4 protein-coding genes are annotated in these 16,162 nt (G+C 69.3%); 1 reads left to right on the forward strand and 3 read right to left on the reverse strand.

The window, feature by feature from the left end:
* Positions 1-176: 176 nt before the first annotated feature.
* Entirely contained in the window at positions 177-2,933 is a 2,757-nt protein-coding gene (locus ABNK63_RS15950; protein ID WP_350016180.1) for a lamin tail domain-containing protein, read from the forward strand.
* A gap of 240 nt (positions 2,934-3,173) precedes the next feature.
* Here the strand turns inward: ABNK63_RS15950 and ABNK63_RS15955 are convergent, their stop codons facing one another.
* The 3 genes from ABNK63_RS15955 to ABNK63_RS15965 all read right to left on the reverse strand — a co-directional run bounded on the left by ABNK63_RS15955 (position 3,174) and on the right by ABNK63_RS15965 (position 16,091).
* Complete coding sequence (locus ABNK63_RS15955; protein ID WP_350016181.1) at positions 3,174-6,500, reverse strand: ESPR-type extended signal peptide-containing protein; 3,327 nt, start codon at positions 6,498-6,500, stop codon at positions 3,174-3,176.
* Positions 6,501-6,674: 174 nt separating this feature from the next.
* On the reverse strand, positions 6,675-8,207 hold the full coding sequence (locus tag ABNK63_RS15960) for a M4 family metallopeptidase (RefSeq protein ID WP_350016182.1): 1,533 nt from the start codon (positions 8,205-8,207) through the stop codon (positions 6,675-6,677).
* A gap of 633 nt (positions 8,208-8,840) precedes the next feature.
* Positions 8,841-16,091 (reverse strand): ESPR-type extended signal peptide-containing protein, encoded by a 7,251-nt coding sequence (locus tag ABNK63_RS15965; protein ID WP_350016183.1) that lies wholly within the window; start codon positions 16,089-16,091, stop codon positions 8,841-8,843.
* Between the last annotated feature and the right edge of the window lie 71 nt (positions 16,092-16,162).

Below are 16,162 nucleotides of genomic sequence, written 5' to 3' on the forward strand. Positions count from 1 at the left end.
AATTCCTGTTCGGCGCCGTTGCGGTTGCCAGTCCGGCAGCTTCCTTCGAAACTGCCGAAGCCGTCGCAAAGTCATCGCCCCGGGCCGGGGTATGACTGAGCTGTCATTGCGCCGTCACGGACAGTGGTCAGGTTGCGGGAAGGGGAATCCGCCAACACATCGAGGGAAATCACGTCATGATGCCTATGCGTCGCGCCGCGGGAATGGCGCTGTGTCTGTTTGCCGCGGCGCTTCCCGCGCTGGCCGCGGATCTCACGATCAGCAATTTCCGCGTACGCGGACCGGCCGGCGGCAACGATGAATTCGTCGAGCTGCACAACGGCTCGCCCAGCGCGCTCGACGTGGGTGGCTACACCCTGCTCGGCTCGAACGACAGCGGCACCACCGGCACACGTGCGACGCTGCCATCGGGTACGTCGATCGCGCCGGGCTGCTACCTGTTGCTGACCAACGGCTCCAGCAGCGGCTACTCCGGCAGCGTGGGCGGCGACGTGATCTACAAGACCGGCATCACCGACACCGGCGGCCTGGCGATCGCCGATGCCGGCGGCACGGTGCTGGACCAGGTCGGCCTCAGCGGCGGCTCGGCCTATGGCGAAGGCACGCGGCTGGCCTCGCTGGGCTCGACCAATGCCGACCGCTCGTATGCCCGCATCAGCAACGCGGCCGGGCTGGTGCAGGACACCGGCGACAACGCGACGGACTTCAGCCTGCAGTCGCCCTCGGCGCCGCACAACGCCGGCAGCGGCTGTTCGGACCTCGGCCTCGGCGTGTCGGTGGCCGATGCGGTGATCGACGAGGGCGACAGCGGCACCACCGCGCTCGACTTCAGCCTCACCTTGAGCAAGCCGGCGCCGTCGCCGGTGCAGGTGCGCGTGCGTACGGCCGATGGCGCGGCCACCGTGGCCGATGGCGACTACGACGCGCTGGACCAGGTGGTGACCTTTGCCACCGGTGACACGGTGCAGAAGATCACCGTCACCGTGCACGGCGACACGAAGATCGAACCGGACGAAGACTTCGCGGTGCAGCTGAGCGAGCCGTCCAGCGGCCTGGCGATTGCCCGCGGCGAGGCAATCGGCGGCATCCTCAACGACGATGCGGCCCAGGTCGAGATCTTCCAGATCCAGGGCAATGGGGACAGCTCGCCGTTCACCGGCCAGCCGGTGATCACCCGCAACAACATCGTCACCAGTGTCGGTCCGGCCGGCTTCACCATGCAGACGCCTGACCGCCGCGACGACCACGTCCGGCTGACCTCGAACGGTGTATACGTGTTCACCGGCAGCGCTCCGACGGTGAAGACCGGTGACGCGGTGGACGTGCGCGCCCGCGTGGCCGAGTACTACGGGCTGACCGAACTGACCGGCCCCAGCATCAGCGTGCGCAGCTCGGGCAACCGGCTGCCGCTGCCGGTGCTGTTCGGTCGCAACCTGCCGTCGACCGATCCGGCGAACCTGTCCTGCGGCACGACCAATTTCGAATGCTTCGAGGGCATGCGCGTCCTGATCGTCAACGGCATCGTCGACCGCGGCAACCAGCGCTACGGCAACGATCCGTTCGCCGAGGTCTTCGTCAGTGCCGGCGGCAGCCGTTCGCTGCGTTCGCAGGGCGTCACCTTCGGCCTGCCGGCGTCGGACCTGCACTCCGGCGTGTGGGACGGCAACCCGGAAGTCTTCGAAATGGACGCCGATGCCCTCGGCGCGGTGCCGACCGGCACCGGGATCAACGGCGGCGCGCGGTTCATCGCCGAAGGCGTGATGAGCTACAGCTTCGGCGACTACGACTTCCAGCCGACCATGCTGCACATCCTCGATGCCAACACGATGCCGCGCCCGGTGCATGACTGGCGGGGCCCCGATGGCCTGCGCGTGGGCAACCTCAACATGCTGCGGCTGTGCGACACCGATGGCGACAACAGCACCTATGAGTGCGGTGATCAGGGCACGCCGACGGCGGACGAATTGCAGCTCAAGCTGCAGCGACTGTCTGCCTACATCGGCGGCGTATTGAAGCTGCCCGACGTGCTGGGCGCCGAGGAGGTGGAAAACCTGTCCGTGCTCGAACTGCTGGCCGCGCAACTGAACGGCGACTACGGCGTGCACTATTCCGCGCACCTGGTCGACGGGCACGATCCCAGCGGCATCGACGTGGGCTTCCTGGTGCAGGATGACCGCGTGCAGATCGCCAGCGTGAGCCAACTTGGCTACGACGCGACCTGGGTGGACCCGGGCACCGGCCAGTCGACCTATCTGCACGACCGTCCGCCGTTGCTGCTCGAAGGCACCAGGCTGGGCAAGGGCAGCTTTTCGTTCCGCCTGATGGTGGTGCACCCGAAGTCGCTGATCGGCGTGGATGGCGGGGCGGATGCCACCCGCAACCGCCTCAAGCGCTTCAACGGCGCGGTGGACATCGCGCAGCGGGTGCAGGCGCTGCAGACCGACGCGAAGTCCGCTTTCGAACCGCTGGTGGTGCTGGGCGACTTCAACGCCTATCCGTTCACCGACGGCTGGACCGACGTGGTCGGCGCGATCGCCGGCACCTACGACGACAGCGCCAACCTGCTCGACCTCGGCGGCAACATCGTGAAGCCGGCGCTGTGGAATGCGGTGCAGTCGGTGGCCCCGAACGACCGCTACTCGTTCCTGTTCACCCAGCAGCTCGGCCAGATCCAGGGCTATCAGAGCACCGGCTCGTTCGACTCCGGCCGTGACGTTCCGGTAGCCCAGGTGCTCGACCAGGCGCTGCTCGATCGCCTCGCCCAGCGCTGCTTCCGCGGTTTCGAATACGGTCGCGGCAATCTGGATGCCCCCGACCAGGTCCAGGACGACGCGGCCGCCGCGACCGATCTCCGCAAGGCCATCGGCGTTTCCGACCACGACGGCTTCGTGCTCGACCTGGCCTGCCCGGGACTGGCGCACGGACACCACTGAGGCTTCATCGCGTCACGACAGAAAGGCCCGCCCAGGCGGGCCTTTCCTTTTCCCGGAATCCCTCCGCGCAGCAGCCGGACGGGACCTGCTTCATCGCGACCTGCGCATGGACACGTGACTGCCGCCTCACGCGATGGCGGCGGGCCTCGGCCACCAAAGAAAACCGGCGCCACATGGGCGCCGGTTCCTGTCTGCTCTCGCGCATGTCCGGGGCCTTTCCGCAGGGCCCGGCGGCCTGATTTACCAGCCGAAGCCCACGCCCACGCCACCGGAGGTTTCCTTGCCACTGACCGCCGCACCGAAGGTCAGGTTGGCCCTCGGCGACAACTGCCGCGAGTAGCCTACCGCCAGCGCTGCGGTGCTGCCGTAACCACCCATGCCCACGCCCACCCGGTTCGGCGTGTTGATGCCCTGGGTGCTGAACGCCATCTGCGCCATCGCCGTGCCCATCGCACCGACCTGGTTCACGCGCTTGTCCATGGCGCGGAAGCGGTTGTTGGTGTCGTTGCGCAGCGAGTTCACGTCTGCCGTGCTGGCGATGTTGGCGAACTTCTGGTCGGTGTACGCATTGGCGCTCTGCAGGGTCTGCTGGGCGTTGGCGTCGCTGTAGTCCTTCGCGCTGACCAGGGCTTGCTGCACCTGGCCGAAGTTGGCCGCGTCGGTGGCCTGGGTACCCGCCGCCACGTTGGTGATCTGGCGGTTGTTTGCCGCCGTGCCCACCGACACCGTGTTGGCACGATCGGCCAGCGAGCCCTGGCCCAGGGCTACCGCACTGGCAGCCGTGGCCGAACTGCCCTGGCCGATCGCCGTGCCCGACGCCGCGCTCACCGATGCGCCTTCGCCGATCGCCACCGCGTTGGTCGCCGTCGCCGCGATCGTGGTATTGGCACCCACCGCGGTGCTGCCATCGGCATTCACCTTCGCATTGCCGCCGATCGCGGTGTCGTTCGGGCCCGCCGCATAGCTGTCGCCGCCGATCGCCGTGCCGTGGTCACCGCCCACCTCGGCATTCGAGCCGATCGCCACGCCACGCGAGCCGGCCAGCACCGAAGCGTCGTCGCTGCCATCGCCCACGGTATCGATCGCCACCGCGCCAAGCTCCTGCGTGCTCTGCTGCAGATCGCCGATCTGCCCCTCGATGCCGGTGACCCGACCGTCCAGGTCGACGATCGCCTGGGCGTTGGCATCGGTCTTCGCATCCACCTGGTCCAGCTGTTGCCGGTTCACCGCATCTGTGGCGGCAACGCCGTCGGCGACGTTGTGAATTGCCGTGCCATCGGCACCGCCCAGGGTAATCGAGTCCTGTGCCACACCGTCGTACTTCACCGCCGCCGCGTCCGTCTGGTCGATCTGCGACTGCAGCGTGCCCAATTGACCCACGGTGGCTGCGTCGGTGGCATCCACGCCATCGGCGACGTTGACGATACGGCGCTCGGCGCCTGCGCTGCCGACGGAGACGGTGTCGACCTGATCGGCGATGGAACCGGCACCCAGCGCCACGCTGTTGTCCGCCTGGGCCCAGGCACCATCGCCAAGGGCCACCGCATCGGTGCCGTCGCTTTCCGCACCCACGCCGGCGGCCAGCGAGAAATCACCCACCGCCACCGAGCTGTAGCCAAGTGCGGTGGCCAGGAACCCCTGGGCCACGCTGTAGCCACCCACGGCCACCGTACCGGCATCCAGCGCACCGCTGTCGAAACCCAGTGCCATCGACTGCTCGCCGATGGCGCCGCCATACCCGTTGCTGTCCTGCGCACCCATCGCGATGGCATACGCGCCTTCGGCGTAGCTGTCCGCGCCCACCGCCGTGGCGCTGGTGCCCAGCGCGGTCGCGTTGTTGCCCATCGCGGTGGCCGCGTCGGCGCCGGTGTAGGCCGCCCCGCCCAGCGACGTGGCGCCCGCGCCGATCGCGAAGGCGCCGTTGCCGACCGCCGTGGCGTTGTCACCGATGCCCGCGGCCTGGTAGCCCAGCGCCATCGCCCCGCGACCTTCGGCCGCGGCGATCGAGCCGAGCGCGATCGAGCCCTCGCCCTGTGCTTCGGTGGCCAGGTAGTTGTTGTCCGGATCAGGGTCGCCGCCGCCGATCGCAATGCTGCCCCGATCGGATGCCTGCGCGTTGGCACCCAGCGCCACACTGTTGTAGCCGTCGGCACCGGCATTGCTGCCGCCGGCGAACGAGCCCTGGCCCGTTGCGTACGCCAGCGCGCCCACCGCAGTGCTGTCGGCGCCATCCGCGCCGGCGCCGGCGCCCAGCGCCGTGGCCCCGAAACCGCTCGCTTCGGTGGTGTAGACCGTGCCGTCGGTGTCCGTGTAGGCGCCGCCCACGGCCGTGGCCGAGTCGGCCGCGGCGGCAGCACTGTCGCCGACGGCCACCGTATCCACGCCCAGGCCCTGGGCGCCGGCGCCCATGGCCACCGCGTAATCGCCTTCCGCGTCGGCCTGCACGCCGACGGACAGGCTGGCCCTTCCTGCAGCCGTGGTGGCGTAGCCCAACGCTGTACCGAAGGCACCGGAGGCCGTGCTGAAACCGCCCACCGCCGTGGCGTAGTTGTTCACTGCACCGGCCAGCAGGCCGATGGCCAGCGACTGGGTGCCCAGGCTGCCGCTGTCCAGACCGAGCGCCAGCGAATAGTCGCCCAGCGCGCCGCCGTAACCGGTGCCGTCCTGCGCTCCCATCGCGATGGCGTACGCCCCTTCGGCGTAGCTGTCGGCGCCGACCGAGGTGGCGCTCTGCCCGCGTGCAGCCGCGTTGTTGCCGATGGCCGTGGCCGAATCCGCGTCGGTATAAGCGGCCCCGCCCAGCGACGTGGCGCCCGCGCCGATCGCGAAGGCGCCGTTGCCGACCGCCGTGGCGTTGTCACCGATGCCCGCGGTCTGGTAACCCAGCGCCATCGCCCCGCGACCTTCGGCCGCGGCGATCGAACCGAGCGCGATCGAGCCCTCGCCCTGTGCTTCGGTGGCCAGGTAGTTGTTGTCCGGATCAGGGTCGCCGCCGCCGATCGCAATGCTGCCCCGATCGGATGCCTGCGCGTTGGCGCCCAGCGCCACACTGTTGTAGCCGTCGGCACCGGCATTGCTGCCGCCGGCGAACGAGCCCTGGCCCGTTGCGTACGCCAGCGCGCCCACCGCAGTGCTGTCGGCGCCATCCGCGCCGGCGCCGGCGCCCAGCGCCGTGGCCCCGAAACCGCTCGCTTCGGTGGTGTAGACCGTGCCGTCGGTGTCGACATAGGCGCCGCCAAGCGCGGTGGCCGAGTCCGCCGTGGCGCTCGCATTGGACCCGATCGCGCTGGCGTTGTTGCCACTGGCGTCCGCATCCACACCGCAGACGAAGGCGCCATCGCCGGTCGGAGTCGCCGGCACGCTGGTGCTGGTTCCGTCGGTCGTGTAGGTGCAGGTGGCGGCGGCCGTCTGGGCATGGACCGTCAGCGGCGCCAATGCCAATCCGAGCACGCCGACGATCAACTGGCGCCGTACGCCGGCGGCACGACCACGGCCGCGCGCCAGTTCCGATGCGACCACCATTGCTCCGAGCGCTGCATTCCAGACCTTGCGGTAAATCTTGTTCATTGCCCTCTCCCGATTATGGCTGCGCTGCTGCGGCGGCGATGAATCGCGCCGCGCGGCTGACGTTGTTCTTTTGCCTGTTCGTCGACGGCGGCCACCAGCAGCCAGGCGGATGGCGGCGATGCGGCGACGAAAATCGCGCAGCACCCGAGGGTGCTGCGCGCCGAGGTCCCGCGCTTACCTGGGGACGTTGTCGCAGGTCACGCCCACCACCGCGAAGGCGGCGGCAACGTCGGCCTCGGCGTAACTGCGGTCGACCGCAGCCTGTTCCACGCCGCAGGAGCCGCTGTCGTAGGTTTCCGAGGGACCCCAGTACAGCGCGTTCGCGTCGTGGAACACCTCGAAGGCCATCTTCGTATCCCAGCCATCGGTCCGCGCCAGAGTGCAGAACGCGCGGTTGTAGACGCCGCTGGAGTAGTGCACGTCGAGGCCGTCGTAGTAGTCGGCCGCGTTGTCGATCGACAATCCGTCGTTGCTCGGCGTGCACATGTCGCGCAGCGCCGCCATGCCCAGCAGGGGCACCGTGGCGGGCTTGACCATGTCGGCGCCGACCATGAAGTCGTTGCTGCCGCGGTCGTAGAACTTCACTGCCTCGCCGGCCATGTCCGAGAACGCCTCGTTCATGCCGCCGGACTGGCCGTCGTACTCCAGGCCTGAATGCTGTTCGGTGAAACCATGGCTGATTTCGTGCCCGGTCACGTCCAGCACCACGAACGGGAAGAAATACTGGTCGCCATCACCGAAGATCATTTCGCTGCCGTCCCAGAAGGCGTTCTCGTAGTTGGTGCCGTAATGCACCCACATGTGCAACTGCATCGGCGTGCCATCGTCATTCTCCAACGGTGGCTTGCCGAACCACGTGTTGTACATGTCGTACACCACGCCGCCGAAATGGTGGGCGTCGTTGATCGGCGAGTAGGCACCGTTGATGCTGTCGCCGAAGCTCACCCAGTTTGCCGGATCGGAACCGCTGCAACCGAACGTCCACTGGGTAACCCGCTGGCCGCCGGCGAGGTTGTAGGTGGCCACTTCATCGTTCTGCAGATAGCAGGTGTTGCCCACGCGCTGGGCGCCGAGCAGCTCCCGGCCCGGGCCGGAATTGTCGTAGTCGTAGAGGCCGGTCAGCTCGTTGCCACCGGGACCGGTGGCGCCTACGGCTACCGGAGTCGTGCTTCCGCCCGGCGGACGACGGCCGTCGGTCAGGCCTTCCCACTGGCGGATCACCTGGCCGTTGTTGGCATCGACCAGCGCGGTCGGTCGCGACGGCTTGCCGTGAACGGTCACCAGGTAGGAGGTCTGATAGACCAGCCGGGCCTGGCCATTCGCCTGCGGATAGACGTATAGACGGCTCTTTGCGTTGTCGGTCACCAGCGCGGACTGGCCGCGCGCGGACTGCAGCGCAGCCTGCGCCTGCAAGGCGGTCATGCGGGGATGCACCGACGGCAACTGCGCACCCAGGTCGCGCTCCGCCGAACCCCGTGCCGTCAGGACAACGCCGGAGGCATTGCGCTCCACCACCAGATGCCGGCCATACACCGGCACGCCGAGATAGGTCTGCTGCTCGCGGGTCTTCACCGTGCCGTGCGCGGTCCTGAGCTGGTTGCGCGGCACGAACGCGTTGCCGGTACCGAGGTTCAGCCGCGCGGCCATGGCCGACGAAGTGATTTTCCCGAGCGCCTGCGCGTGGACGTCCACGCGGGTCGCAGCCATGCAAAGCGGCATCGCAAGGCCGCCCATGACGGCGAGCAAGGCGCCGACGAGTTTCTTCTGGAGCATCAGTTTCCCCTTTCGGACGATGGATCAGCGAAAGCCGGTGGCTGTCGCCGGATCTGGACGGAATGTCATTCGCACTCCCTCGGGAGTTGACGACGCGCCGACGCTAATGACCGCTCCGAAAGAGTGTCAATGCGAAAAATTCGCAGTACGAAGGATTTATGAAAGTAATTACGAATAATCGACAGATAATCGAAATATAATGCGACGCATGGTCGCTTCCGCGCTCCTGTCCCGGAGCAATGGAATACGCCAAAGGCCTCGACGCGACTCATCTTTGGACGGTGGCGGCAGTCCACCCTGGCGCGGCGAACCCGGGCGAATCGCAAGATAATGCGCTTCGCGCGCGTGATCGCATTCCGCTCGCGAGACGCCCGTCGGGGCGTTGGCACAAGGCGAAAATGCGCACACCCATTCCTCCGCAACGGGATTAAGATCGCGCGCGAGAAACGCGAAACGCGAGCCGCGTGCCAGTCCGATGCACGCCGTGGATTTCCACGGCAATAAAAAACCGGCGCCACGAGGGCGCCGGTTTTTTTGAACGCGACCCGGTGAACCGGGTCGCCGGGTTTACCAGCCGACGCCCAGGCCGACACCACCGGACGTCTCGTTGCCGCTGACCGCCGCACCGAACGTCAGGTTGGCCTTGGGCGACAGTTGACGCGAGAAGCCGACCGACAGCGCCGCCTGGCCACCGTAGGCGCCTGCGCCGACACCGAGCCGGTTCTTGGCATCGATGCCCTGCGTGCTGAACGCCATCTGCGCCATCGCCGTTCCCATGGCGCCGACACGGCTCAGCCGCTGGTTGACCGTGTGGAAGCGGCCGTTGACTTCGTTGCGCAGCGAACTGAGATCGCTGGTGCTGACGAAACCGGCGGTCTTCTGGTCGGTATAGGCATTCGCCTGGCTCAGCGTCTGCTGGTCGCCCACATCGGCATAACCCTTCGCGGTGACCAAGGCTTCCTGCACCTGGCCCAGGTTGGCCGCGTCGGTGGTCTGCGTACCAGCCGCCACGTTGGTGATCTGGCGGGTGCTAGCCGCCGTGCCCACCGACACCGTATTCGCCCGGTCTGCCAACGAGCCCTGGCCCAGCGCCACCGCACCTTCGGCGGTCACCGAACTGCCCTGGCCGATCGCCGTACCCGACGCCGCGCTCACCGATGCGCCTTCGCCGACCGCCACCGCGTTGGTCGCCGTCGCCGCGATCGTGGTATTGGCACCCACCGCGGTGCTGCCATCGGCATTCACCTTCGCATTGCCGCCGATCGCGGTGTCGTTCGGGCCCGCCGCGTAGCTGTCGCCGCCCACGGCCGTGCCGTAGCTGCCGCCCGCCGCTGCGCCGGAGCCGATGGCCACGCCCTTGGAGCCCTGCGCCACGGTGGCCGGATCGCTGCCATCGCTGGCACCATCCACCGCCACGCGTGCGCTCGTGGCATCGCCAGCGGCCTGCGCCTGCTCCACCGCCGTCAGGCGCCCATCCAGGCCGTTGATGCTGCTCAACGCACCGGACAGTGCCAGGTCGAGCGCGCCCAGCGCGTCGCCGACGTTGTCGTAGCTGCCGCCCTGGATCGCGAAGTTCGGCATGACGATGCCACCGCCCGCCTGCAGCATTGCGCCTCCGCCGAATGCGCCGAGCACGTCGGCGATCTGGCCTACCGTGGCCGCGTCGTCCGCCACGTCGCTGGCCTGCAGATTGCTGAGCCTGGTGCCGTTGGCACCGGCCAGGGTGACCTGCTCCTTGCTGGCGTCGTCGTAGGTCACCGCGCTGTCGGCAAGATCACCCAGGCCATCGGACACGCTGGTGATCGCCGCATCCAGCTGGCCCTTGTTCACCGCGTCGGTGTCTTCCGTGCCCGCCGCCACGTTGGTCACCTGCCGCTCCGCTCCGACCGCGCCCACCGACACGCTGTTGTCGCGGTCCGCTTCCGAGCCCACGCCCAGCGCCACCGCATTGGTGCCCGAGGCAAACGCATCCACGCCGATCGCCGTGCTCTGCTGGCCCACCGCCCACGCGTTCGCACCGATCGCCGTCGCGTCGTCGCCAAACGCCCAGCTGCCCGCTCCGATCGCCACCGTGTTGGCGCTCTCGATGCCGAAGGCCGCATAGCCGGTCTCCGCGCCATTGCCGATCGCCACGCTGCCGTCACCCAGCGACGATGCACCCGCACCCATCGCCACGTTGCCGTCGTTGTACGCGCTGGCACCGTAGCCCACCGCCGTCGACAGCATCCCTTCGGCATAGCTGGTCGCGCCCAGCGCCACGGCCCCGTCACCGACCGCCGCCGCCTGGAAGCCGCCGGCCAGCGACTGCTCGCCCGCCGCATAGGCCAGACCACCCACCGCCGTCGACAGATCGCCGTCCGCTTCGGCACCCACGCCGAGCGCCGACGAGGCCAGCCCCGCCGCCTGCGCGCTGGCGCCCACTGCCGTGCCACCCATGCCCGCACTGGTCGAGGCGAACTCGATCGGGTCCCCGTTGGCGTCGGTCAGCAGCGCGCTGCCATCGTCCTGCGTGGCCATCCCGCCGACCGCCACGCTGCCTGCGCCGCTGGCCTGCGCGCCGGCACCGTAGGCCGCACTATTGTTGCCCGACGCCGATGCGCCATAACCGGTCGCCGTGGCGTAGTCCGCATTGGTCTGCGCCAGGCTGCCGATCGCCGACGAGCCCACGCCGAACGCACTGCTCAGCGCGCCCACCGCCAGGCTGTTGTCGTCCAGGGCAAACGCGCCGTAGCCCACCGCCACGCTCTCCGTGCCGGCCGCATAACTGCTCGCGCCCGACGCCACCGAGTGCTCGCCGTCGGCCAGTGCATCCTCGCTGCCGTCGTCCGCACCGTCGGCCTGGAAGAAGCGCGTGGCGCCCGTCACCGAGTCGTTCAGCTGCGCCACGTTCACTGCGTCGGTGGCTTCCGTGCCCGCCGCCACGTTGGTCACCTGCCGCTCGCTGCCGGCGCTGCCCACCGATACCGTGTTGTCACGGTCGGCGATCGAATCCGAGCCCAGCGCCACCGAGTTCTCGGCCTGCGCCTCGGCCGAATTACCCAGTGCCGTGCTGTTGAAACCGGATGCCACCGACCAGCTGCCGATCGCCGTCGTGTAATCCTCCGAGGCCTCTGCCTGGAAGCCGACCGCCACCGCAGTGACGCCACCGGCGATGCTCTCGGCACCCAGCGCGGTCGCCACGTCGCCGGACGCCAAGCTGTAGAAGCCCACCGCCGTCGACTCTTCGCCACTGGCTTCGCTCAACACGCCCAGCGCGGCACTGCCGTCGCCGCTGGCCAGACTGGCCGCGCCGAACGCCGCGCTGAATTCGCCGGAAGCCACGCTTTCCGCACCCACGGTCGTTGCGTAATCCGCGGTCGCTTGCGCACTCGCACCGGTGGCCACGCTACTCTCGCCGCTGGCCAGGCTGCCGTAACCCGAGGCGGTGCTGTAGTCAGCCATCGCGCTGGACAGTGAACCCGATGCCGAGGCACCGACCGCATCGGCAAGGCTGCCCGCGCCGATCGCCATGCTGTTGTCGCCATAAGCCGAAGAGCCGTAGCCGTACGAAGCGCTCTCGGCGCCTGCGGCAAGGCTGCTGGCGCCCGACGCCACCGAGTGCTCGCCCGAGGCGAGTGCATCCTCGCTGCCGTCATCCGCACCGTCGGCCTGGAAGAATCGCGTGGCGCCCGTCACCGATTCGTTCAACTGCGCCACGTTCACCGCGTCGGTGTCTTCCGTGCCCGCCGCCACGTTGGTCACCTGCCGCTCCGCTCCGACCGCGCCCACCGACACGCTGTTGTCGCGGTCCGCTTCCGAGCCCACGCCCAGCGCCACCGCATTGGTGCCCGAGGCAAACGCATCCACGCCGATCGCCGTGCTCTGCTGGCCCACCGCCCACGCGTTCGCACCGATCGCCGTCGCGTCGTCGCCAAACGCCCAGCTGCCCGCTCCGATCGCCACCGTGTTGGCGCTCTCGATGCCGAAGGCCGCATAGCCGGTCTCCGCGCCATTGCCGATCGCCACGCTGCCGTCACCCAGCGACGATGCACCCGCACCCATCGCCACGTTGCCGTCGTTGTACGCGCTGGCACCGTAGCCCACCGCCGTCGACAGCATCCCTTCGGCATAGCTGGTCGCGCCCAGCGCCACGGCCCCGTCACCGACCGCCGCCGCCTGGAAGCCGCCGGCCAGCGACTGCTCGCCCGCCGCATAGGCCAGACCACCCACCGCCGTCGACAGATCGCCGTCCGCTTCGGCACCCACGCCGAGCGCCGACGAGGCCAGCCCCGCCGCCTGCGCGCTGGCGCCCACTGCCGTGCCACCCATGCCCGCACTGGTCGAGGCGAACTCGATCGGGTCCCCGTTGGCGTCGGTCAGCAGCGCGCTGCCATCGTCCTGCGTGGCCATCCCGCCGACCGCCACGCTGCCTGCGCCGCTGGCCTGCGCGCCGGCGCCGTAGGCCGCACTGTTGTTGCCCGACGCCGATGCGCCATAACCGGTCGCCGTGGCGTAGTCCGCATTGGTCTGCGCCAGGCTGCCGATCGCCGACGAGCCCACGCCGAACGCACTGCTCAGCGCGCCCACCGCCAGGCTGTTGTCGTCCAGGGCAAACGCGCCGTAGCCCACCGCCACGCTCTCCGTGCCGGCCGCATAACTGCTCGCGCCCGACGCCACCGAGTGCTCGCCGTCGGCCAGTGCATCCTCGCTGCCGTCGTCCGCACCGTCGGCCTGGAAGAAGCGCGTGGCGCCCGTCACCGAGTCGTTCAGCTGCGCCACGTTCACTGCGTCGGTGTCTTCCGTGCCGGCGGCGACGCTGGTGATCTGGCGGGTCAGGCCGTTGTCCACGTCACCCACCGACACCGTGCCATCACGGCTCGCCCAGGAATAGGCGCCCAGCGCGACGCTGCCGTCGCCGAGCGCGGTGCTGCTGTCACCCACGGCCACGCTGCTGGCACCGGCTGCCCAGCTGTTGATGCCGAGCGCACTGGCGTTCTCGCCTGGCGCGTAGGCGAAATAGCCCACCGCCGTCGCGCCGTAGCCAGCTTCGGTGATCGCACCGACCGAGGTCGCGTAGTCGTCCGTTGCCTGCGCGCCTGCACCGAGCGCCGTGGCGTTTTCGCCACTCGCTCCGGTCGAGATGTAGAAGCCCGCACCGGGAATGAGGTCGGCTACGCCGCCCAACGCCACGCTGCCGTTGCCGGACGCCACGCTCTGCGGACCCACGGCGACTGCGTAATCACCCACCGCATTGGCGACGGCACCCAGCGCCAGCGACAGATCGCCACTGGCATACGCGCCCACGCCGAAGGCCGAAGAGGCGAAGCCGCTGGCCTGCGAACTGGCGCCCACAGCCGTGCCCGCCACCGCGGCGCTGGTAGCGCCCACGGTGACCGGATTACCGTCCATGTCCTGCACCAACGGGTCACCGTTCTCGTCCACCGCCGCTCCGCCCATGGCCAGGCTGGCCGGGCCGGTCGCCTGTGCATAGACGCCAAAGGCCGCACTGTTGGTTCCCGTGGCCACCGCGTTGTAGCCGACCGCCGTGGCGAAGTCAGCATTGGTTACGGCGCCACTGCCGAATGCCGAAGAACCCACGCCCATGGCCCCGGCGCCCGAGCCCACCGCCGTGGAGTAGTCGTCGGCGGCATAGCTGCGATAGCCGTACGAAGCGCTCTCGGCGCCTGCGGCGTAGCTGCTCGCACCGGAAGCCACCGAGTGCTCGCCGTCGGCCAGTGCATCCTCGCTGCCGTCGTCCGCACCGTCGGCCTGGAAGAATCGCGTGGCGCCCGTCACCGATTCGTTCAACTGCGCCACGTTCACCGCGTCGGTGTCTTCCGTGCCCGCCGCCACGTTGGTCACCTGCCGCTCCGCTCCGACCGCGCCCACCGACACGCTGTTGTCGCGGTCCGCTTCCGAGCCCACGCCCAGCGCCACCGCATTGGTGCCCGAGGCAAACGCATCCACGCCGATCGCCGTGCTCTGCTGGCCCACCGCCCACGCGTTCGCACCGATCGCCGTCGCGTCGTCGCCAAACGCCCAGCTGCCCGCTCCGATCGCCACCGTGTTGGGGCTCTCGATGCCGAAGGCCGCATAGCCGGTCTCCGCCCCATTGCCGATCGCCACGCTGCCGTCACCCAGCGACGATGCACCCGCACCCATCGCCACGTTGCCGTCGTTGTACGCGCTGGCACCGTAGCCCACCGCCGTCGACAGCATCCCTTCGGCATAGCTGGTCGCGCCCAGCGCCACGGTCCCGTCACCGACCGCCGCCGCCTGGAAGCCGCCGGCCAGCGACTGCTCGCCCGCCGCATAGGCCAGACCACCCACCGCCGTCGACAGATCGCCGTCCGCTTCGGCACCCACGCCGAGCGCCGACGAGGCCAGCCCCGCCGCCTGCGCGCTGGCGCCCACTGCCGTGCCACCCATGCCCGCACTGGTCGAGGCGAACTCGATCGGGTCCCCGTTGGCGTCGGTCAGCAGCGCGCTGCCATCGTCCTGCGTGGCCATCCCGCCGACCGCCACGCTGCCTGCGCCGCTGGCCTGCGCGCCGGCGCCGTAGGCCGCACTGTTGTTGCCCGACGCCGATGCGCCATAACCGGTCGCCGTGGCGTAGTCCGCATTGGTCTGCGCCAGGCTGCCGATCGCCGACGAGCCCACGCCGAACGCACTGCTCAGCGCGCCCACCGCCAGGCTGTTGTCGTCCAGGGCAAACGCGCCGTAGCCCACCGCCACGCTCTCCGTGCCGGCCGCATAACTGCTCGCGCCCGACGCCACCGAGTGCTCGCCGTCGGCCAGTGCATCCTCGCTGCCGTCGTCCGCACCGTCGGCCTGGAAGAAGCGCGTGGCGCCCGTCACCGAGTCGTTCAGCTGCGCCACGTTCACTGCGTCGGTGTCTTCCGTGCCCGCCGCCACGTTGGTCACCTGCCGCTCGCTGCCGGCGCTGCCCACTGATACCGTGTTGTCACGGTCGGCGATCGAATTTGAGCCCAGCGCGACGGCCTCGTACGCACCGCTCTCCACGTGGGAGCCCGACCCCAGCGCGATGCCGTTGTAGCTGTCCGCCTGGGCCATGTAGCCCACCGCCGCGGCCTGCTGGCCGGAAGACTGGCTGGCCGTTCCCAGCGCCGTCGAACGCAAGCCGGTGGCCTGCGTTGCGACCGTGCCGTTTTCGCCAATGCCACCCAGGGCCACGCTCTCGCCACCCGACGCAACGCTGTAGCCGCCCACCGCCAGGCTGTTCGCGCTGGACGCCTGGGCACCCAGACCCAGCGCCATGGAGCCGGTACCCGATGCTTCGCTGTTCACGCCGAGCGCCAGCGACAGATCGCCCGTTGCCCTGCTTGAAGGACCCACGGCGATCGCCAGCGCGCCGGTCGCCTTGCTGTCGTTTCCGATCGCCGTCGCCACGCTGCCGCTGGCGTCACTCGCCGCACCCAGCGCCATGCTCGCGGCGCCTCCGGCCTGGCTGCCATTGCCGACCGCGACAGCCAGCATGCCCAGGCTCTGCGCGTTCGTACCCATCGCCAATGAATAGATGCCGGTGGCCTGTGCCTCGTAGCCGATCGCCGTGGCGAAATCGCCGGCTTCGGCCGACTGACCGCCTGCGGTGCCACCCATGCCGACAACCGGAGCAACCACCGGGTTGCCAGCCGGGTCTGCCTCGAACTGCGCCGCCGATACCTGGCCGGCGCCCAGCGCCAATGCCAGGCCAGCTGCTGCGACGCTGGCGCGCAGGCGCTTCGAGGCGCCGCCCTTGCCGCTCGCGCTGGCCAGCTCGGAAGCGACCACGAGCATGCCCAGCGACTTGTTCCATACCTTGCTGTAGATCTTGTTCACATCGTACCCCTGCGGTGGTGACAACCGGTCAGATGACTGGCGCCGGACATTTCTGCCGGTGCGTGAAGGTC

The organism is Rhodanobacter sp. IGA1.0, from assembly GCF_040208325.1.
GTDB lineage: Bacteria > Pseudomonadota > Gammaproteobacteria > Xanthomonadales > Rhodanobacteraceae > Rhodanobacter > Rhodanobacter spathiphylli.